This window comes from Enterococcus pingfangensis (genome assembly GCF_005405205.1).
GTDB classification, from domain to species: domain Bacteria; phylum Bacillota; class Bacilli; order Lactobacillales; family Enterococcaceae; genus Enterococcus_A; species Enterococcus_A pingfangensis.
In genome coordinates, this window is sequence record NZ_BJDP01000001.1 from 329,046 (window position 1) to 350,362 (window position 21,317).

13 protein-coding genes and 1 other annotated feature are annotated in these 21,317 nt (G+C 37.6%); of the genes, 2 read left to right on the top strand and 11 right to left on the bottom strand.

Going from position 1 to position 21,317, the window contains the following annotated elements; translation table 11 throughout:
• Positions 1-84: 84 nt before the first annotated feature.
• Positions 85-591, bottom strand: a complete 507-nt coding sequence (msrA, locus tag FFM63_RS01530) for a peptide-methionine (S)-S-oxide reductase MsrA (protein WP_137608582.1) — start codon at positions 589-591, stop codon at positions 85-87.
• 17 nt (positions 592-608) lie between these two features.
• Positions 609-1,421 (bottom strand): MetQ/NlpA family ABC transporter substrate-binding protein, encoded by an 813-nt coding sequence (locus tag FFM63_RS01535; protein ID WP_137608583.1) that lies wholly within the window; start codon positions 1,419-1,421, stop codon positions 609-611.
• 72 nt (positions 1,422-1,493) lie between these two features.
• Positions 1,494-1,725: a binding site (T-box leader), on the bottom strand.
• Between the two features lie 327 nt (positions 1,726-2,052).
• Between FFM63_RS01535 and FFM63_RS01540 the strand changes: the two genes are divergently transcribed.
• Positions 2,053-3,417 carry a DUF1576 domain-containing protein gene (locus tag FFM63_RS01540; protein WP_137608584.1) on the top strand — a complete coding sequence of 455 codons (1,365 nt, stop codon included), beginning with the start codon at positions 2,053-2,055 and terminating at the stop codon, positions 3,415-3,417.
• Positions 3,418-3,510: 93 nt separating this feature from the next.
• Here FFM63_RS01540 and FFM63_RS01545 read toward each other — a convergent pair whose 3' ends face one another.
• From FFM63_RS01545 to FFM63_RS01570, 6 genes are all read right to left on the bottom strand, one after another.
• Complete coding sequence (locus FFM63_RS01545; protein ID WP_137608585.1) at positions 3,511-4,845, bottom strand: NAD(P)/FAD-dependent oxidoreductase; 1,335 nt, start codon at positions 4,843-4,845, stop codon at positions 3,511-3,513.
• On the bottom strand, positions 4,842-6,344 hold the full coding sequence (locus FFM63_RS01550) for an AcpB/EbpR/MafR family transcriptional regulator (protein WP_137608586.1): 1,503 nt from the start codon (positions 6,342-6,344) through the stop codon (positions 4,842-4,844). Before FFM63_RS01550 ends, FFM63_RS01545 begins: the two co-directional genes overlap by 4 nt.
• A gap of 182 nt (positions 6,345-6,526) precedes the next feature.
• Positions 6,527-9,019: a hypothetical protein gene (locus tag FFM63_RS01555; RefSeq protein ID WP_371851307.1), complete on the bottom strand. Its 2,493-nt coding sequence runs from the start codon at positions 9,017-9,019 to the stop codon at positions 6,527-6,529.
• Entirely contained in the window at positions 8,994-9,335 is a 342-nt protein-coding gene (locus FFM63_RS01560; RefSeq protein WP_371851308.1) for an LPXTG cell wall anchor domain-containing protein, read from the bottom strand. The genes FFM63_RS01555 and FFM63_RS01560 overlap by 26 nt, the downstream gene beginning before the upstream one ends.
• Positions 9,336-9,350: 15 nt before the next feature.
• Positions 9,351-10,385: a WxLIP family cell surface protein gene (locus FFM63_RS01565; protein WP_137608588.1), complete on the bottom strand. Its 1,035-nt coding sequence runs from the start codon at positions 10,383-10,385 to the stop codon at positions 9,351-9,353.
• Between the two features lie 58 nt (positions 10,386-10,443).
• Complete coding sequence (locus FFM63_RS01570; RefSeq protein WP_137608589.1) at positions 10,444-11,097, bottom strand: WxL domain-containing protein; 654 nt, start codon at positions 11,095-11,097, stop codon at positions 10,444-10,446.
• A 539-nt stretch (positions 11,098-11,636) separates the two neighbouring features.
• Here FFM63_RS01570 and FFM63_RS01575 point away from each other — a divergent pair.
• Positions 11,637-13,028, top strand: coding sequence for an aminotransferase-like domain-containing protein (locus FFM63_RS01575; RefSeq protein ID WP_137608590.1), 1,392 nt, complete (start codon positions 11,637-11,639; stop codon positions 13,026-13,028).
• Between the two features lie 197 nt (positions 13,029-13,225).
• On the opposite strand, the gene FFM63_RS01580 is transcribed toward FFM63_RS01575, so the two are convergent.
• From FFM63_RS01580 to FFM63_RS01590, 3 genes are all read right to left on the bottom strand, one after another.
• Positions 13,226-19,327, bottom strand: a complete 6,102-nt coding sequence (locus FFM63_RS01580; protein ID WP_137608591.1) for a SpaA isopeptide-forming pilin-related protein — start codon at positions 19,325-19,327, stop codon at positions 13,226-13,228.
• A 299-nt stretch (positions 19,328-19,626) separates the two neighbouring features.
• Positions 19,627-19,998, bottom strand: coding sequence for a hypothetical protein (locus FFM63_RS01585; protein ID WP_137608592.1), 372 nt, complete (start codon positions 19,996-19,998; stop codon positions 19,627-19,629).
• Positions 19,999-21,129: 1,131 nt separating this feature from the next.
• A partial coding sequence (locus tag FFM63_RS01590) for an IS3 family transposase (RefSeq protein ID WP_171000171.1) occupies positions 21,130-21,317 on the bottom strand: 188 nt, incomplete at its 5' end.

The window sequence follows — 21,317 nt, forward strand, 5'->3', positions numbered from 1 at the left end:
ATATTTTTTATAGCAACTTTTCTTGCGATTTGCTTCAGAAATCTTGTTGCCATTTTAATACATTCAACCTCTAACTATCTCTGCTTACCAAAATTCAGCGATAAATTTTTTTCTTCGCTCAGCATTTTTTTGATAGTTTTCTGGATTTCGCTGGTAATAATCTTGATGCTCTTTTTCTGCGGGATAAAAAATGCTGGCTGGTTCGATCTGAGTCACAATCGGCTGATCAAAATGTCCGCTGTTTTGCAAATCAGCGCGGCTTGCTTCTGCTGTTTTTTGTTGTGCTTCATCAAAATAATAAATGACTGGCCGATAGCTGCTGCCACGATCCTCAAATTGACCAAAAGCATCGGTCGGATCTGTTTGCTGCCAATAAATTTCTACTAATTCACGATATGAGATCAACGCTGGATCAAAGATAATCTCAACTGCTTCAGTATGACCAGTTGTTCCGCTTTTTACTTCCAAATAAGTCGGATTTTCTTTTGTTCCGCCGGTATAGCCGGAAATCACTGATTCGATTCCTGGAAGACTGTCAAAGGGTTTGATCATACACCAAAAACATCCACCTGCAAAAATTGCTCGTTCCATTTTATCACCTGTTCTTTCTATTCATTGACTGGTACGACAGAGCCGCCCCATTCTTTTTCAATCCATTTTTGAACTTTTGGTTCATGCAATACTTCAACGATTTTTTTGATATCTTTATTTGATTTGTCGCTGGTTTTGGTTGCGACGATATTTACATAAGGAGAATCATTTTGTTCAATCATTAATGAATCTTTTACCGGATTCAATCCTTTTTCATAAGCAAAGTTAGAATTGATCGCCACTAGATCGCCTTCATCATTTTCATAAGCTGAGGTCAACAACGTCGGATCGACGCTGTGTTCAAATACTAGATTTTTAGGATTTTCGGTAATATCATCAAATGTTGCTTTGTCGATGGCTACGCCAGTTTTGATTTTGATTAATTTGTTTTTTACAAAAATGTTTAAGACCCGTCCCCACTCAGAAGGTACATTTGAAACGATAACTTTTGCGCCATCCGGAATATCGCTGACTTTTTTTATATCGTGTGAATAAATCCCCATTGGCTCTAAATGAATCGCTCCAACATTTGAGAATTTATAGCCATTTTCCTTCTTCTGTAAATTGAAATACGGCACGGTTGAGAAATAATTCGCATCGATTTCGCCATCTGCTAGCGCCTTATTCGGTAGAACGTAATCATCGAATTTTACAACTTCCAAATCGATCCCTTTTTTCTTCAACTCTGGCTTGATGTGTTCCAAAATTTCAGCATGGGGTGTTGGTGAAGCCCCGATTTTTATTTTATCTACCTTTGCTGAATCAGATCCGCAAGCAGTCAAAAAGATTATTGCGCTTAAAATCAATATAGTTAAACTAAGTTTTTTCATACCTAACACACTCCCCAAATTTTTGACAAATAAAAAAATATCCATCCCTTTACCTACCAGATCACTGATAAATAAAGGGACGAATATTTTCGCGTTACCACCCTTATTCGTATCATCTTCACAGATAATACCTCAACGGTACAATTATACCCGGCAATGTAACGGTCGCTTCCCGTTCAGCTTGCGTGAACAAACTGAATGCTCAGAGCTCATCTTCATTGATTTTCCACGATCCCTCTTTTCACCTGCCGAGGGTCTCTTTGATCGTTTCGCGGTCAATTACTCTTCTCTTCATAGCCTATCGATTGATTAAAACTATTCTAATATAAATAAAACCAATATGCAATCAAAAAAATCTGAATTTTCATTTAACTCCATTTATTAAAGTTTCTGGAAAATCTGTATCAGACAAATTTACGTACAATTTTAATTCCATCTGTTTTTTTATGCTTATTTTTCTCTTTGATTACTTGAATAATGTATAATAAAATTATACCCGTTTGTTTTTTTATATTTCACTTTATAAATAAAGAACAAACTACTTCCCCTGATAAAATTCTAGTCTAAAATTTTGCGTACTTTAAAAATAGCAGTTACTTCCAGCTTAATTACTTAACAGGAGTGTGATTTCTTGAAAAAAATTGATCAACCACTGTTTTCTACCAACTTTATTTTCATTTTTTTGCTGTCCTTTGGTTTGGCGATTACATTTTCTGCTTTCTTTTTAGCCAGCCCGCAAGCCCTACTTTCAGGAATGCGGGAAATCATTTATACACCAAGCAATTTGATTACGGATTATGTTCAAGTTGCCGGTGTTGGTCCAACCTTTTTAAATAGTGGACTGCTGACTTTAAGCAGTTTGTTTATCCTGCGCAAGCACCGCCACCACTTTTGTTCACTGACGGTCTCGATCATTATGATGCTTGCTGGATTTTCTTTCTTTGGAAAAAACATTGTTAATTCTGCACCGATCGTTCTAGGAAGTTTGATCTTTTTGAAGATTCATCATTCAAAACGACAAGATTTATTGGTCATGGGACTTTTAAGCACTTGTTTGTCGCCTATTGTTAGTACGATCTATTGTGCTCCAAATCATTTTTTTGTTTCAAATAAACTACTTGCGTTGATCGTTGGACTGCTGATCGGCTATATAAGCTTACCGATCTTTGAATTTTTTAAAGACCATACGAAAGAATTAAACCTTTACAACATGGGCTTTTCTGCCGGTGTGATCGGGATCATCGGCAATTTGACTACTAGAAATATCTTAGCAATCGAAATGGTTCCTCACACGCTTTCTTTTGAACACCATCGTTCACTGCTCTATTTTCTGATTGCTTTATTCACGATTCCAATTTTGACAAACTTCTGCTTTTGCAAGTTAAGTACAAATTACTCGAAATATTTGCTGGATTTAAAAAAAATCTTTCGTTTTTCTCTGCACGGGTTTCTCGGCGTGTTCGTTGCACTGATTTTAAATGTTCCGCTTAGTGGCAGTTTAGTTGGTGCGATTTTGACCTTTGCCGGATTTAGTATGTACAATTTCAAACTTCGCTACTTCTTATTCCCTGTTTTAGGCGTTTTATTGGCTTCACAGTTTATTTATCACGATACGGCTACAACTAACAATATTGTCATTTTCTTATTTGCTAGTACTCTATCACCAATGACGCGCAAGCATGGTTTACTGGCTGGTGCATTTGCCGGATTTCTTTTTTCATTGATCACTAGAAACTCTCAATACTTAACTGCCGGGATCAATTTGTATCATTGCGGTTTTGCCGGCGGCGTCACTGTTTTATTATTAGATTCTATCCGCGTACTATTTTATCGCAACCTTCGGATCAGATTTCATTGCGAGAGAATTTATCTGCAGACCATTCAATTAGAAGAACAACTGCTGTTTAGATTTCAATTAGTCGCCGAAACTTTTTTATTCAAGTTCAATAAGAATAAGGAAAAACAATCTATCAGTGAGCGTGACCCCAATAACTAACAATCAATTGACCTTATCAAAAACAGCATGACTTCACTATTTAGCCATAAAATAGTGAAGTCATGCTGTTTTTTTAGCGCTGTTGTCAACGAATTAATCGCTAGTTTGTTGTAACACTTGGAAAGCTAGCTCATTTAAATAATGAAACAATGGGGTGTACTGCGGTACGAAACAAAAATTTTCGACTGCTAAGTCCATGATCGTTGTCTTATGCTGGATCAACGCGCTCAATAAATTTAGATCTTGCAGCAGATGTTCCTTGCTGATTAGTTGTGCCCCAATGATTTCCATCGTGTCTTGCTGATAAACTAGTTTTACTTTTGCCATTTTTTCTTCAACGACATAAGCAGGTGTCAAACAAACTTCTGTTTGAACAGAGCGGACAACCATATCTAGAAACGGCGCTTCTTCTTCAGTCACTCCTACCGATCCCAAAAAATAGTCCATAATTTTAGTCGCACTCACTTTGTTTTTTCGATCAAATGGAGTTGGGTGCCCAATCAATGATAACGCTGCTGCCCGCGCCATATGCACTGCCCGAGTAACTAGCGGCATAAATACATGAGCCGTCTTAGAATAAGTAATCGGAACGATATCACCGATCGCATAAATATCTTGTTCGCTTGTTTGTAAATAATCATTTACGATGACCGTATCATCTTCGTTCAAAGCAACTTTATCTCGTAAAAATCCCGTATTAGGCTGGGCTTGAGATGGAAATATTACTGTATCTGCCTCAATTGTTTTGGATAACAGGCAAACTTTATTCACTTTATTATCGACGGTCTGATAATCGATCAAAAATTCATTGGGATAAAAATGAATCCCATGTGCTGTCAATGAATCTTGAACTTCTTCGATCATATCAGAATCAAAATAACGGGAAAGGATCATCGGCATATTATCAATCAAATGGATTTCCCGACCATTTGCCGCTAACACATTTGCCAACTCTAATCCAATGTATCCTGCACCAAAGATCACAATTTTCTGTGCTGTCTCTAATGACTCCAGCACATGTTGAGATTCTTCCAGACCTTTATAAGTAAAAACATTTTCAGCATCGATGATTGTCTTGACCGCAGTTGGGGAAGAACCCATGGCAAGGATCAATCGATCATAGGAAAAAATTTCTTTCTGGTCTTCATATTCCAAAACTAATTGATGATTTTCCGGATCGATATCGATTACTTGCCGCTCAGTTAAGATGTTCACGCCTAAGTCGATCAAAGGCTGAACATCTGTCGTCACCTCGGTCAACTCTTGAATGATATTCTGAAAGTGCAGATTGACTCCGCTAGAAATATACCCCAAAGTATGCAAAGGCTTTTTATCTATTAAATAGACCTCATTTTCACTTGTTAGCTTACACAAACTCATAGCGGCAGCAATCCCTCCATGAGATGCACCAATAATCACAATTTTCATGACCTCATCCTCAAATCGATTTTTTCTAAGTAACACCCTTTTAAGATTTCATTTATATACGGAAAATCAAAATCGTACTCATTGCTTAACATCACAAATACTCGGGCATTCTTTTGCAACGGATATTCTTTGATCTGATTGGTTAAAATAACATCATATTGATTATTCTTGTTGTACCTAGTTAGATTTATTGGAAAATTTGCCGTTATCCGTTCCCTGATTATCTCAATCACCGCATCGATCATGATCCGTTCATATGAAAAATCACACGCAACGTTGATACATGCTTCAACTTCTTTAAAAATAATTTGCAAAATTGAAGCATAGCGAATGAATAATTCCAATTGAATATTTTGACTATCAAATTCAGAATAATTTGAAATTTGAAGTGATCGTTGAGTTAATGTTTCACAAACGTTCAGAATCTTTTGCTCATTGATTTTTGTCATCCGCGACTGCAATCCCTGATGTCCAAAAATGTTGATCCATCCCCTAAAATAAACAAGCCGTGAATGGTTTTGAATGATAGTCAAGGCGATTTTATCTGAAAAGGTGTCTGAAAAAGTATACATATAAAAAATTTCATCTAGGGTCGCTTTGAATAACCCATTTAATTGAACGACTAAACTATCTCTTGATTTCTCTTGCAATAAAAATTTATGAACATGGGAATTTTCCGTATCCAGCGTAAAATTGGAAATCATAAAAATGTAAAAAATCAGCGTTTCATTCTGATTCCAAACAAAAGCATGCTGAATAAAAAAGCGAGCTAAAATCGCTTGTAATGATAATAAAAAGGCATTTTCTTCAAAAAGTTGATTAGGCAGATTGTCATAGTTTGGGTTTTCTTTTTTTAAATTACGTAATCGTTTCCTAGTGATTGCCATCCAAATCTCAAATTTCATTTGCCCATCATCAGTAAATGGAAAGCCAAATTCTTTTTTTAATAAGGTCAATAAAATATCACTAGTCGTATCTTCAAATTCCTTGAGATTTACTAAGTAAGGCCGTCCAAACCATAATAATTGATAATAAAAATACCGAATCTGACTCTCAGATCCAAGTAGTTTACCATTTTTTATTTGCAAATGAAATTCTGCAAGCAAAACATTTATTTCTCTAATTCGTCTAGTAAACGTTGCTGAGCTGAGACTTAATAAATCTAAAATCTTTTGCCGTTCAAAACTTCCATATTCTAACAAATACATCAAAATTTGATATTTTACAGCATCCTTCAAGTATGAATAATAGACATCTGTCATTGATAAATTTCCCAGTCGCCGTAAGAAAATTTTCCCATCACTGATATCCAGGACCAATTGTCCGTTGAATTTTTCTAGATTCTCTTTTAGTAGTGCCAGATCTTCTTTGAATGTCGCTCGATCGACCGATAACTGAACAAGCATTTCATTAACAGACAGGTTGCTACGCTCCAATAAAAGTTGAAAAATTCTAATTTGACGTTGTTCATTCTTCTCAAGTAAACTGAACAATTCCAAGTTTGTTCTCCTCCTAATATCAGTTCATTTTTAGCAGCCGATATTGGCAAACTAGCTCAGAAAGCCTGACTCAATTATTTTTAACAGCAATTTTCATAACTATTATAAATAGAAAAAACTTCAACTCAAAAAATCTATATTTGAGTTGAAGTCAACAGTTAGATCATTGATTACTAGCTTTCTTATTTCACTGGACCTGTCGATAGTTCCCAAGTGATGACTCCTTGATAAGTTGTGTCTGCCTGAGTATACGTGCTATTGCTTAACTCTAACAGTAGCCCATCACTACTAGGAAAGTCAACCGAAATATCCCCCTTTTTCGCACCATCATTTTGATAGATCAGCGCGTTGTCTTTAGTGATTGGAATCTTATTTCCATTATGACTAAAATATAGGCCTGCATTCAATTCTTTGCCTTCTCCAGTTTTAAATGGCGTAGTCAATCTGCCAGAAAGCTGCCATGCAGAATCTGTACTTGGCAAACGGGTATCTTTTACATCAAAAGAAAAATCACCATTCGCTTTATAAGATACTGCTTGTGTTGGCACTGGAAGATCGTTACCAAACGTAAAATCATCGGGTACATCAATCAGAGCTAATTCTTGCTTAGGAATCTGAATCAAATCGGCATCTGTCTTGATATCTGTAAATGGTAATTTTGTTCCGTCAGATAACGCAATATTTCCTGATAATATCGCCGCTTTGGTCGGCAAATCGATCGCGTTTGTCGTTGCAGTATTCGTATTTATTTTATATTTGTAGGTGATCGTCAGTTTTTCTCCGGCTTTTGTTAAATATTGTGCTGGTACATTGATTCCATTTTGGATGCCATCATCAGAGATCACGGTCCCATTCAGTGTTAAGCTGCCTTTTTCATAGGTAACATTTTCCGGAAGCGCCACGCTGACTTTCTTATCTGCTAAAGAATCCCCCATTTTATCCAAAGTAAATGTAATATTTTCTTGGACAGTATCACCCGCCAAAGCAATCAAAGGTTTTCCTGTCTCTGGCGTTCGACTAAGATTTTTCAAGTAGCTTTCTTTAGAAATCGATGGGAAACCAGCAACCGTAATTGCTTTCAAACTAGAGATACCCGTTTGTTCTGACTGCCATTTATAGGCAAGGCTTGGATAAGCTTTTGAAAGAGTATCGTCAATCAATTTATAATCAAAATAATATTGACCAGAAGCAAGTGCCGGTAACGTTGCAGCAGCTGAATTATCGCCGCCATTATTCGTTGAAATCGTTTGAAATAATTTGTCTTCAAAAGTTCCCACTAATTTTTGTGTTGTTTTATTATACAATCGGTAATGAATGGACCCTGTTGTTAAATCACTCGCTCGCCAGATAGCATTTACTTGATAAGGGGTACTGGTGAGTAATTTTCCCCATTGACTATCTGGTTCTAAATTTGTCGGCTTGACTGTCCCATCTGCCGCATATTTTTCAAGTACTTTCAAAGTAACTGGTGACAGAGCAGTCCCTCCCGCATCTTTTCCTGTATATAAAATATTTGTTTGCTGATTCAATCCGAGTGTTTGTGTCGGCGTATGAGTCAATGTTGCTCCAGTCGTTACATTCTTCCCAGTAAAAAAATTCACTACTCGATTGAAACGAGTTGCTGGTAATTGAGCAAAGCTCCCTTCTGAGAGTCCCATCGTCAAGGTTCGGTTGTTGGTTGTTCCAGGAAGATTCAGATTGTTGCTGTCAACATACTCAGTTGTATCAGCAGAACTATTGTACTTATTCGTCGTATCCCACGGGGAGATGTAGCTATTCCATGTTGGTAATTTGAAAGTTGATGTTTTTGCGTATGTAGTGGGATTCAGTGCACCATTCGTTAGTTTAGGATAAAAACGTCCACCTGGGCTAATTCCTGGCCATACCCTATCTTGAACCACATTATTCGAATCATAGAAATCTACAGAAAAATCAGCTAGTTTTGTAGTAGAGGGTTGCAGTTTCCCTGTGGTTAATACTTTGTTTGGACTGGTATCATATTTGTCGCCACTTGCGGTCATCTTTGCAACATCGACGGTAATATCAAAAGCAATCGGAATATTTCCAGCATTGAATCCAGGCTGAGTGATGATATTGAAAACTGAACCTACAATATTTCCATTGTCCCATGAACCCATACCAAATCGCAATGTATGGTTACCGGCGGGCATTAATCCACCAGCATCTAATTTAATATTAGCTCCATTAATTTTTAAATACGCATTGTCCCAGTCGATTGCCTTTAAAACGTCCTCACTTGAGACATATTTAGGTAAATTGATGATCGCCACAAAAGCAAATCCTTGAGCAGAAATATTTATTACATCTAAATAGTTCGTCAATTCCACATGGCTTTCCCAATGAAACCCGATTTTCCCGCCCTTCCAAGGATCATTAGATCCATCATTTGTGTAGGTAACATTCAATTTGGGTAATTGATCGGCTCCAGTCAATTGAACGACCTTGCCACCATCAATCTTTGGTTGCCCAAAAATATTGGAGTTTGTTCCATTTGTTGGTGTGATATTTTCATAAGTATCTGGATCATATGCAATATTTGGCGGTGTTACCCCAACCGCATTTACTGGTTTGGACAGTTCAAAAATTCCCACAGTTAGAATCACGGACAAAAGAAAAAAGGAAAGAAGATCAGTTACTATTTTTTTGTTCATCATCTTCCTCCTCCTTCCGTCGTTTCCACAAAATAGCCAGACTAAGTAAAATCAATTCGCCGCCAATAAATGAAACTAAATAATTCAGCGGTTTATCATTGGTTTGGGGAAGTCTTTTATTTTTGTTGGTTATTACTGGCTGACTATTCACTTTACTTGTGGTCTCATCATTTATCGATATAACTGGTTTGGGAACTGGGCTGGGATCATAAAATGTGATGGTTGCCTGACTACTTGTCTCTTCTAGGGCATGGACCTGCTGCCCTCCAACAAACAGCAGGCATACGATTAATCCTCCTTTTAACAATAGTTTTTTCAACAAAATCACCTCATTTTACTTTGATTCCTCATCCTTTTTGCGACGTTTCAAATAGACAATCAGAATAATCAGCAGCAACAAAGCAATCACAGCGAGAATAACGTAGATCCAAGGGAAGCTCTTCTCTTCTACTGCAAAAATAGAATTTTCGTTGACTTTTTCAGCTTCTTCTTCTTTAATCGTGAATTTTTGAGTAAAATGCCATTCGTATTCCTCACCTGATTTTGCAACGATCTCCGCTCGATAGTCTCCAGCTTTCGCACGTTCTCCAGCTAGATCAAGATTCAAATGGAAATTTGAATTGGGAGCTACTAAAAATTCATTCGAAGTATTTTCGATATATAATTGATCTTCATAATAAATTTTGCTTGTAAAAATTAGCTTATTGATGATTGTTGGTTTTGGATTTTGAAAAAACAATTGAACGGTTGGACTAGCATTCACGGCAACTACATCGCCTGACAAAAGTTTCAAATCCGGTGTGACTGCGTCTTGGCTTTCTTGTAAAACTACCGCAAGATTATACGCGATTCGATTTTTTATTTGGACGCCATCTTTTTTAGAAGAATTTTTCTCTTCTTCCTCTTTAGGAGTGACGTGGATTCCCGCAAGAACACGACCAGTAAATGCTTCAGTTGGGATTTTTGCTTTGATTGGAATCGTTATCTCCGATTTAGCCGCGACCGTATATTCCTTCTTTTCAATCGTCAGCACTTTCCGTACGTCAAACGGCAAACTTTCATCTAAGCGCGGCTTCTCTTGCCCATAATCAATCGTTCCGCCATCGCTGGTCACCGCTGGATTGATAGTAACTTCAAATACTCTTTCCTTATCAGCGGAATTTGTGAGAGTCACTTCCAACGTCTGCTCTTGTGCAGGAGTCACTAACAAATCAAAATAACCGATTGCTTTGTCTAGTTGATTTTCTGGAAAAACTGGTTTCACACCAAAATCTCCCGAAGCATCGGCGGCGTGACTGATCATTGGAAAACTAAAAAATATCCCTAAAATGGTAAAAAACACGAAAAGCAATCGTTTTCTTTGATTCACTATTGACCACTATCCTTTCAAAAAGGGAGCAAAATCGCTCCCCCTCAAATTTATTTTTTTATTCAACTGGAGCTGCACTGATTGTCCAAGTTAGTGTTGATTCAAATGCGCCTTTTGCTTGTTGAGGTACTGTTAAGTTCACAGCTGTTGGATTAAACGCTTCCAACCAAGTTCCAAGACCTTTGCCTTTTTCAGCGGTAAGAATTGTAGCGGCTGCTGTTGCAGGCGATAAGTCAACTGCGCTAGCTGCAGGAAAACCATCTGCATTCGTATTTGTATCAGAAGCATCAACGATTCCTGTACCAATCGAAAGTTTCGTTCCAGGAAGTGTTGTTGTGCCATCTGAAAATTCGGACATCGAAACGTCTACAACCCAACCTTGTGCTTTTCCGTCTACACCTACCCCACGGCGGTCAGAAACTTGCAAATAAGGTACTCCCGTATTTGTTGATGTGTACTTTTGTGATGATCCAGTAACTTCGTGTTCACCAAATGTAAAATCAGGAACTGTATCGATCGTCAATGGTCCTGTATTTCCAGTACCAGGTTGCGTTGGATCAACGGGATCAACTGGTCCAGTCGCTTCAGTAAAACTAACCGTTCCTTTTGAAGTTGCTGGTTGAGGGGCATCTGCCGCAAAAACGGGGGTTGCTGCCAAAGTGCTAAGTAAAACTGTTGAAAATAACATTGCGCCAATAATTTTGTTTTTCATAGTAATCTCTCCTTTACTCTTGTGGGTTCATTATAAATGTAAAGGCTCTCAAAAAATCATCATTTTTTCATCAATTGATATGAGTTTTTGATCCAAAATGAAAAAAGCGACATAATCTTCTCATCACAGCCAGTTATTTAGCTGTTTTTTGACTATCGTTGTCATTATAAACAGTTCAATAAAGCCATTCTAAGCAGCATAAATGGCATGGAGATTTAACTGTTCATTTTCGACATCATTATTGTAAATGACTCCGATTTATTGTTGGCAGACTGTAGACAAAACTTATTTCAATTAGCTGTTGCTTAGATTTCTCATACCTCTTAAAATATCCAGCTACAAATACTCCAATTTTATTTAATCGGCTGCAGATAAAGTTGAGAATTTCTATTTCAACTTTTCCGATTAATCGTGTTAGTTATTTTCTACAGCTATATTAGTAATCCCATTCAATTTCATTTGAATCAGTTAATATACCTCATTTAAACATACAGCCGATGGTACAATTGTATGGTAGATAATTATTTAGGAGGAACCACATGCCTATCAATTCATTTGACGATTACCCATTGTCTTGGCGACCAGACAAAACGAAATTAACTCGGCCGTTATACAAAAGTTTAACTAAACTAATGGAGGAAGATATTCTTTCAAGTAAGCTTCAGAAAAATACTCGCTTGCCTTCGCAAAGAGAATTAGCGGATTATTTAGACATAAATTTTACAACCGTTGGCCAAGCTTATAAATACGGGGTTGAGATTGGCCTTCTTTATACTAATATTGGCAGCGGGACTTTTGTTTCTCAAAACGCACTTAATTCTATTACCATCTCTAATGACAAAGTTCAAGAACACATCATTGACTTTGGTCTGGTTAGTTCCTTTGAAGAGTGCAATCGTTTTGTCATTCCGCATCTGGAGGCCGCCAGCAGAAATGTAAATATAGCTAGCCAGTTAAATTATCAAGACCCTTTAGGCAGTCCGCACCAATTAGCCATCGCTCAGCAATGGCTGTTGACTCAAGGAATTACAACCAACGTCGAAAATATCGCCACTGTTTCCGGTGTACAAAATGGGCTGACCATCATTTTGATGGCTTTATTTTCTCCTGGTGATCGAATCGCTGTTGATCGTTATACCTATTCCAATTTCATTGAATTAGCCGCACTTTTACATTTGGAAATAGTTTTAATTGATTTTGATAGTGAAGGAATGATTCCCGATTTATTAGCTAAGGAATGCAAAAAGAAAAAAATTGATGGGATTTTCTTTATGCCTTCTTGTAATAATCCAATTGGGTTCCAAATGTCCGATTCTCGCAGACAAGAGTTAGCTGACATTATTGAACAAGAACGATTATGGGTGATTGAGGATGATATCCATGCTTTCTTGACGACCTACAGTCAAAACAAAGTACTGCCAAGTTTTCAGTCATTATTGCCCAATCAAACGCTATACTTAGCGGGCATGACAAAGTTTCTCTGCTCAGGACTTCGAGTCGCCTATCTGGTCTTTCCTGATTCAGTTCGTTCTTTAATCAAAAAAGCCTGCTTCAATACGAATGTTAAAACATCCGGTTTCGATGCGTCCGTCATCTCACATATTCTTTCTTCTAGCACTGTCCAAGAAATTTTGGTAGAAAAATATCGTCTGACTAAAGCAGCTAATGAACTTTTTGATTACTATTTTGACTTACCGCGGCCGAGCAACGACTTGCCTTACTATCGGATCATTCCAATTGATCCTGCTGTAACTCAAGGTCAGATTGAAAATGACTTTTTAGCCAAAGGAATCCGGCTTTATCATTCAAATCGTTTTACGACGATGGAACAAAAAGATCCTTTTATCCGAATTGCGCTTTCTTCAAATTGTTTAGACGTTTTAGATCAAGGACTCGCAATTATCCAAAAGGTTTTACCAGCCTACCAATAAAAAATAAACCGAGTGATCGACAAGCTTTTGGGCTTTCGTTATCACTCGGTTTATTTGTCTTTCAGTTAAGATTGAGGCAGTATCAATGATTAAGCTCAGAAGATCCTCTAATCTGCGAATCCGACTTAGTTTACGCGGACAATCTATTAAATAAAACTCAAAGTCCTTTTTAATCTATAATCTTTATCCACCTTGATCTAATCTCTCTTATGGTATCTTCGGAGATAAATCACTAAGAGCGTTCCAGAAAGGATGACTAATCCTGTTGCAAAAAGAAAGGCATTGCGTTTTTCGCCTGTCTTAGGAAGACTAGACTGAGCACTCGGTGTATTAGTCTTTATTTCTGAATGTGTCTTCACTAATTTACTATTTACAAAATCTTTTACGTGCATGACAACTGGTTTGCCGGCAGACGTTTTTGGAATCGTAAAGCTTCGAATCTCGTTACTTAGTTGATAGCCTTTTGGTGCTTTTACTTCAATAAATTCATATTTTCCCGGAGCAAGTTGCTCGATTTGAATTCGACCGTTCTGATCTGAGATAAGCTCCTTTTGAACGATCTTGCCTTGCGCATTTCTAACTTTAAACTCAGCGCCTGCCAAAGCATTCTTATCTTCGTCAATTTTGATTAATTGAGCAGATCCTTGATAATTAATCAGATTGCCGCCCACCTTAAGGACCGTTTGACTATCTACTTCATCGGGAATTACGACTTTTATCGGCTCGCTGTTGATAATAAAACCATCAGGTGCTTCAGTTTCTAGCAAATAATAGGTGCCTGGTTGAATTCCTTCAGCTTGAATATGACCGGCTATTGCATGCAACGCCGTTGTTTCTTGGCCGGCGCTATTGTAAATAGATACTTTGTGATTCCCTTGCCGATCTTTTGCAAGGACAAAGGTTCCGCCTGTTAACGGTTTGTTTTGTTCACTAACTTTACTAATATCAATTTTCCCACGATAATTTTTGATTTCACCTAAATCGATCGTTTCCGGCTCGCCAACTTGTTCTTTGATTTCAAAAGACTGCGGCTGTGTGGCTAAAACATATCCTACGGGTGCTTTTGTCTCAACTAATAAATAGTTGCCGACAGCCAGACCCGTCGCGCTGATTTTTCCTTGCTCATCTGAAATCAATTTTTTTGTTGTTTGACCATTTTTGTCAATAAAGGCAATCGGTCCTTCCCCTTTATTTCCATTTTTATCTTGTTTGTAGATCTCAAACTCAGCTGCGGCTAAGCCTTTTGTTGTCAATCCATCGCCATCGACCTTTTGACCAATAACTTTAGACTGATAATTTTCAAAATCAAAATGGTCAATCGTCCCTTCAAGCTTTGGATCTACCACAAAATAAATTGGCTGGCTATTAATGATATATCCCGGCGCCGCCTTGGTTTCGATCAACTTATATTGTCCGGCGCCTAAATCTTTGATTGGTAAAATTCCTGATTTTGGCACGACTACTGTCTTCAAAAATTTTTCTTGACCATTGACTACCCCATAAAGTGCAAATTCTGCACCGGCGATTGAGCCATGCTCACCAGTTTTTTGAATCTCAGCTGTTCCTTTAAAATTTTGAAATTCTCCTAAGCTAAGATTTACAGGTTTGTCGTCTGTTTTATCTGGGATAACTACCTTGATAGGATAAGAATTGATTACATAATCAGTCCTGTCAGGCAAACGAGGCGCTTTTGTTTCTACTAGGTAATACGTTGCCGGAACTAGTTGTTTGAACTGGATCCAGCCATCTGCTTTAGAAACCGCTTTGGCTATTTCATTCTTGTTCTGATCATATAAAGTAAATTCGGCGCCAGCTAATGGTTTGTGATTGCTATCGACTTTTTTGATTTTTATGCCGCCCTGATAATTTATCAACGAACCTACTTGAACCGTGATTGGCTCCCCTTTAGCCGCCGCTTTGATTGTAAAATTCATTTTTTTTGTATTTAAAATATAACCGATAGGAGCCTTCGTCTCGATAAATTGATAGTTGCCTGGAGCTAAATCTTTCACACGGACTTTTCCGGTTTTATCAGAGAGCAAATTAGCTTGGATCGTCTTTCCATTTTCATCAATAACTTTAAAAACTGCACCGGCCAAAGGTTTGCCAGACTCATCTTTTTTGATAAGCTCAGCTGATCCTTGATAGTTGATCGCCTTTCCTACCGTTACGATATCCGGCTTGCCAGCGGCTGCTTTTTCTATGGTAAATCCATATTTTTCACTGTTTAAAATGAATCCATTCGGCGCCTTCGTTTCCACGAAGAAATATTTCCCCGGGATCAGTCCATCAACTGAGATTTTTCCTTGAGCATCTGACACTAGATTTTCTTTGACTAGCTGTCCTTGCGCATTGACCACTTTGAAAATAGCGCCGGCTAATGGTGTTTGGTCTGCTTTTTGTTTTACTAAAGTAGCCGAACCTTGATAATCAATCATTGTCAAATGGATTTCAGGAATCTGATTTTGATTATTTTTACTAATCGTAAATTCAATTGGCTGCGTATTGATCAAATAGCCGTTAGGAGCTTTTGTCTCGATCAATCGATATTTTCCTAATGCCAAGCTATTGATTACTAGCCGTCCTTGCATATTCGTCACCAGTTTTCCACTTGAAACAGTTGTCCACTGACCGTCTTTCTTTTGTTCAAGACGAAACTCTGCGTTTGCTAATTTTTCCTGCTGTTCCCCAAGCTTAGTTAAAATAACCTTGTTCGGGGTATTGATGATTTGTGTTGGTAAGGCGCCTTCTATGGAAGTTTTCGGTGTAATCAAAAGTTTTCTTCCTTGAACTAAATCATCTGGAATCGTATACCCAGTCGGTGCTTTTGTTTCTACAAGTAAATATTCTCCCAACTGCAGATTTCCAAATGTAATCTGACCAGAATCATCAACGTCTCCTTCACGTAAAATCTGGGTTTTTTCGCTGTTCCAAATCTGAAAATGCGCGCCAGTCAAAACAGTCGACTTATCTTCAGCCATTTTTTGTAAAGTGATTCGGCCTTTTGTTCCTGAAGCAGAACCGCCGCTATGATCAATTTCAACGGTGATGTCTTCCCCGCTGTTGTCGGTTACTGTTTTTGTCCCTTCACCTGCAATACTTGCTTCATTAGTAACCGTGTCCGTTTGCCCCGCTGTGGAGGAGTTGATCAGTGCTTTATATTCTAAATAGTAGGCGTGAGAGATCTCATGCAGAAACTTGATCGTCACTACTTGATCTCCAGTCACATTATCCGTTGTTAAATTTAAAGAATAATCTTTTCCTTCTATTAAAACCTTGGACTTATCAGGTGTAATGGTTCCGTCTGCAGCGACACTTGTTTCATAAATTTTAATTGAATCTTGATCAATTATTTGATTATTGGAAGGCCTGTCCGTCACTACTACATTATTTAAAACCGATTGCGCAGCATTGACCATAATGTGCCAATTCACATAATTAGGATTTGCTTCGTCTTGTTCCCCCGATTTTTTAACGTGATTGCCGCCGTTGTTAACGGTGACTTTTCCGATAACCTCACGATCTTGACCATCATTAGAATAGGTTGCATGATTATCATACTCTTTTGATGTTTCGATAACTTGTCCCGCTAGTGACGTCTCAAACTCAATGACATACGTATACTGACTTTGATTTGGAAAACGAATATCAATTGTTTGTTGGTTTTTGATTGCAGGTTCCGTCACAGAGAGCATTTTTTGATTATCCGAAGCTTCATCTACTTTTTCAACTGTACCGTCCGATTTCGTGTGAGCTTCATAAACTTTCAGCGTGCCGGGAATATATTTTTGATTATCTTTGATTTGATCACTCAAAAAAGCATCGTTTAAAAGTTGTCCGCTTAAATTGACCGCAATCTGCCAGTTGATCGTTTTTGTCTGAGCATTGTAGCTGCCGCTTTTTTGCGCATTTAATGTGTAGTCTGGCTCTGGTTTGAAATTATCTTTGTCCTCAGAATGATGATGATCACCATTTTTTGAAGTCCAGTCAGCATCAATCTTATTCGTAAAATAATCTTCTTCTGAATTGAGCAATTTTGTATCAAAAGCAGTCGTATATCTCACGGTAAAAGATTCATTGGTCGGATTGTATTTTCCAATAAATTTCAACTCATAACCGGTTTGCTGTTTTTGATTATTCAGTGTTGGTTCGACAGTGTAGTCGACGCCTTGCACCAATTCGATTCCTGAAGCAGTAGTGACCGTCATCTTATAATCCGTTTGTTCTGGCGTCTGAACCAATTGCAGCCCCGGCACTGGCGAAAAATGATCCGTTAAGATTAGGTCTTGCATCTCATAATGATTTTTATTCACCTGGATTACCCAATCGACCGTCTTGTTCTGGTAGTCGATGCTATTCTTGTCTAATGATTTAATGACATTTTGTTGTTCTGCTGTCCCTTGATTTTCATCAGTTTCTCCAGTTCCCACTTCCACTTTATTTGTGACCTCAGTAGGATCAGTGATAGTTCCTTCCACTTTCGTCCGATACTCGATCTTGTACGCACTAGCGATATCGTGTAAGAATTCAATCATAAAACCATTCCCGTTAGGATTCTTAACTAACCGATAGTCGGTCCCTTCAACTAGTGGGGCATTTCCTTTAATCTCTTCCCCATTAGAGCCAAAAGTAATCGGATAAATGACTGGATTTTCCGAAAGAATCATGTTATTGCTCATACTATCAGTGATCACTGCATCAGTCTGATCGATTTCTTTTTCACCATAGTTGTATTTTATCTCCCAAGAAAATTCTTGATTGTTTGGATCATAGCCCACTTGATTTTTTTCCAACATTTCCCCAAAAGTATTAGTCACCGTGGCTTCCGCATCAAGACCGTCCGGATCATCTTTGTCTGTCAACGTTGCCGTGTTGGTAAAAGAGACCTCTCCATTTTCTGGAACTGCCGCTTCATCAATACTCGTCACATATTCTACGCGGTATGCATTCGACGTTTCGCCTTTGATTGTGACATTTCCATTAGCATCGACAGTGTATTCATTTGCTGACAATTCTCGCCCAACTTTTTCCACTGTTCCGTCCAAATTCATTACCAATTCATAAACTTTAACCGATTGATACGTCAATCCCTTAGGCCAAGATTCAGTAATTGTAGGATTATTCAACTCATTCATCCCTTGATTAAAATCCACTTCCCAAGTTACTTCAGTCGGATTTGGCGTACGATCAAAATGACCAGATTTAGCAATAGCTGTATCTGTTGCAGGCTTGACCGCTACACTTACTGGCGGCAAATTATCTTCTGTCGGAAAAGTAATTTGATGTTCTCCCGGACCATCAATATGCGTTTTATCAAATTCTGTACTAAAATCAAAATCTCCAGTTATATCGACTTCCTTCGTGACATTCTCATTGAACGTAATAATCACTTGGCCGTTTTCATCCATTTCATAAGTCGCATAAATCGTTCCATCCGGACCTTTTAAATCTCCACTTTGACCTGCTTTAGGTTTCACTCCTTCCGGTAAATTAAACGTAAAATGATCACCTGATTTGATTTGTTCTCGTACTTCTTCAGGTATCGACCATTCATAATGAATCCGAATTTCCGCGTCGGCCGGTACTGGTGGTTGAAGTTGATTTCCATCCTGATCATAGTAAGCGACATCGGCGCTGTCTATGATCGTTCCATTGCCATTTGAAAAATAATCCCGGATATCATTCCCAGCTGCTTTTGAATCAGCCGCATTCTCCACCGCTGATGTCTGCGTCTCTTTCTCTGGAACCGTTGAAGTTTCTGTGGTGGTCTCCGATGAAGCTTCTATCTCGGAATTCGTTGAGCTTGATTCTGAACTTACGGATGGTTGCTCACTATTACTTGTTGCGGTTTCCGTATTTTTTAGTGATTCAGGAATTTCAACTGCAACTTCTTGCTGTCCAAGTTTAAGAGTCATTTTATCCTTGATCGCAGCAGGTACAACTTTTACTTTAAAGTTAAAATCTGTATTTGTGTTTGCCTCTACGCTAAAATTAAGTTTTTCGGCTTCAACAGAAACTGTTGCATTTTCTATCCCTAATCCTTGATCATTTTCTGGTATAAACCTCCCTTCTGAAATGCTCAACTCCTCTGTTACTTTTTGTTCCTTAGTCTGAATTTCCCCTTCAAGATTAAGTGTGGCTTCTTGGGTATCCCCGCTTAGTTTTGCTTTTGTAATTGTGATCGCTGGAGCAGTTTCTTCTACAGTCTCAGCGACTGCGATCCCAGGTAAAACAACTTGGAGTATCACAAGTAATGCCATAAAGCTGTAAATCATCTTTTCAATTCGCTTGTTTTTCATCTGTATAATCCTCCTAAAAATATAAGCAAAGTTCTATTTTTAAACTTTTTAGAGCTTCATCAACGTTCTAATCTTAATTTTGTAAATATCTTCAATCAATACAAAAATTGTATGGTATACAATTCTCAAGTTAAGCTAACAATAAAAAAAGCCGTCCAATTACTTGGACGGCTAAGTGGAATATCGTAGATTTTTGATGATACATGCTATAAATCAAATTCGAACGCTGGAAATAGTTTGATAAGAGACTTTTCCCACTAATTATTTCATTTTTTAATTGGGACAATTTTATTATTGGGCTATTCCAATTCCTCCCACTTTAATTTGTTCAGTAAAAATTCTTTATTTTCACTGCTTCCTGCTCGTTGTTCCGCTAATTCTTTTAACGCTTTACCAAACGCTTCATTGATTTCTTCTTGTGTATAGCCTTCCGTTTCGACAACGAATACTGTTCGATCTGGAAAATCAGCTTGTTCCTCACCGTAATCGATTATTTGATTTGCAAAATTTGCGTAATATGTTTTAAACGTATTTTCATTTCTGAAACGATTTTTTAGCAGATATTCCTCAAACTCAGCTTCGGTTTTCCAAAAATGATTCTTTTTTAATTGTTCGATAAATTCCTGATATGTACCTGTAAATACAAAATTTTTCTTTTGATCAAAGAACATTTCTATCCCCTCTTTTTGCTGTTTTATCATTAATGAAGAAAAGGTACTGTTGCAATTAAGAACAGCGCTTGCTGTAAATTGTTTTTTTGCTGAACACGATTGCGGTGCTTGTTTCAGGATTCTTTTGTAAATTCGCTGAATTAAGTTTTTATATGTGGGTGTTCATCACAGTTGTGGGATGGATTTTTACTATAATCCAATTTAAGAAAACTGATCTTTCAGTAAATTGGAAGAAATCCTCAAAATAGTTTTGCTGGAGCTTACATGCGTAGGCTCCTTTTTCACCTAATTTTAGACTATAACAAGACTACCGTTACTGTAAAAAATCTACTTTGACGTTTAAGTTTTCTTAATGTATTTCCCCATGGATTTTAGGTTGAGTTAAGCTCATCTGATTATGATATAAACAGTTAAACAAAAGGATGTGATTGATGCATTTGATAAAATTAGATTCCTCTTATATGTCTTTGCTATCTATAGAGAAAGCAAAGCAGCTGTTCCAAACTTTTGAAGATAAGAGGCTCAGCCGCTTATCTTCCTACTAATTTTGTGGATGAACTTGGTGTTTCTACTCATGGGTGGGACTTAAAACGATAGTTTGTTTCATTATTTTCGAGGTACAGGTTCGATTCCTGTCGTCCACGTTGTGCAGATGCACTTTATATAAAAATTTTTTTGAAAGGAATGGTTTCTATGAAAAAAACACTTATTATCCTCACGATTGGTACTGTCGCTGCTGCTGTTCCTATCGCAATTAGAAAATTTAGTCATCCGTTCTAAACTAGCTGATCTAGCTAGTTTTTTTGACTATTTCTGCCTAAACACGTTAATCTAATAATTCCCAATTGTATGATACCAGAGCAAACTTAAATGAAACTTATTTTTGGAGTTCATTCATTATAGATATATACGGTTTGTTTTTTCACATTCGGCCATTTTTAAATCAGATTTTGTCATTTCAAATTGATTCCTGTTGGATTTTAATTTGTGCCGCTTCTCCCTTACTTCAGCTAAATCCTCCGTTAGCTGACTAAAGTGAATCCTTCCAATAAATTAGTCATCAGCGTATAATAGATTCAAAAAGGAGGTTGGATTTGAGTCAATATCTTGGACATATTTTAGTAGAGACTGCTAAGACATTTTCTCTGTTTCTAAATCTTCAAACTCCTGTGGAGTTAAGTAATGAATCGAACTATGGATTCGATTACGATTATAAAATCCTTCAATGTAGCTAAATAAAGATCGATTCGCTTCTTCGAAGTCTGAGTAAGTCGTCGTGTATACTTCTTCTTTTTTCAATGATGCATGGAAGGACTCAA

Bases quoted from the DNA above. Each gene is read 5' to 3' on its own strand.
- msrA (WP_137608582.1), bottom strand. From the start codon at position 591: ATGGAACGAGCAATTTTTGCAGGTGGATGTTTTTGGTGTATGATCAAA.
- FFM63_RS01535 (WP_137608583.1), bottom strand. From the start codon at position 1,421: ATGAAAAAACTTAGTTTAACTATATTGATTTTAAGCGCAATAATCTTT.
- FFM63_RS01545 (WP_137608585.1), bottom strand. From the start codon at position 4,845: ATGAAAATTGTGATTATTGGTGCATCTCATGGAGGGATTGCTGCCGCT.
- FFM63_RS01555 (WP_371851307.1), bottom strand. From the start codon at position 9,019: ATGATGAACAAAAAAATAGTAACTGATCTTCTTTCCTTTTTTCTTTTG.
- FFM63_RS01570 (WP_137608589.1), bottom strand. From the start codon at position 11,097: ATGAAAAACAAAATTATTGGCGCAATGTTATTTTCAACAGTTTTACTT.
- FFM63_RS01575 (WP_137608590.1), top strand. From the start codon at position 11,637: ATGCCTATCAATTCATTTGACGATTACCCATTGTCTTGGCGACCAGAC.
- FFM63_RS01580 (WP_137608591.1), bottom strand. From the start codon at position 19,327: ATGAAAAACAAGCGAATTGAAAAGATGATTTACAGCTTTATGGCATTA.
- FFM63_RS01585 (WP_137608592.1), bottom strand. From the start codon at position 19,998: ATGTTCTTTGATCAAAAGAAAAATTTTGTATTTACAGGTACATATCAG.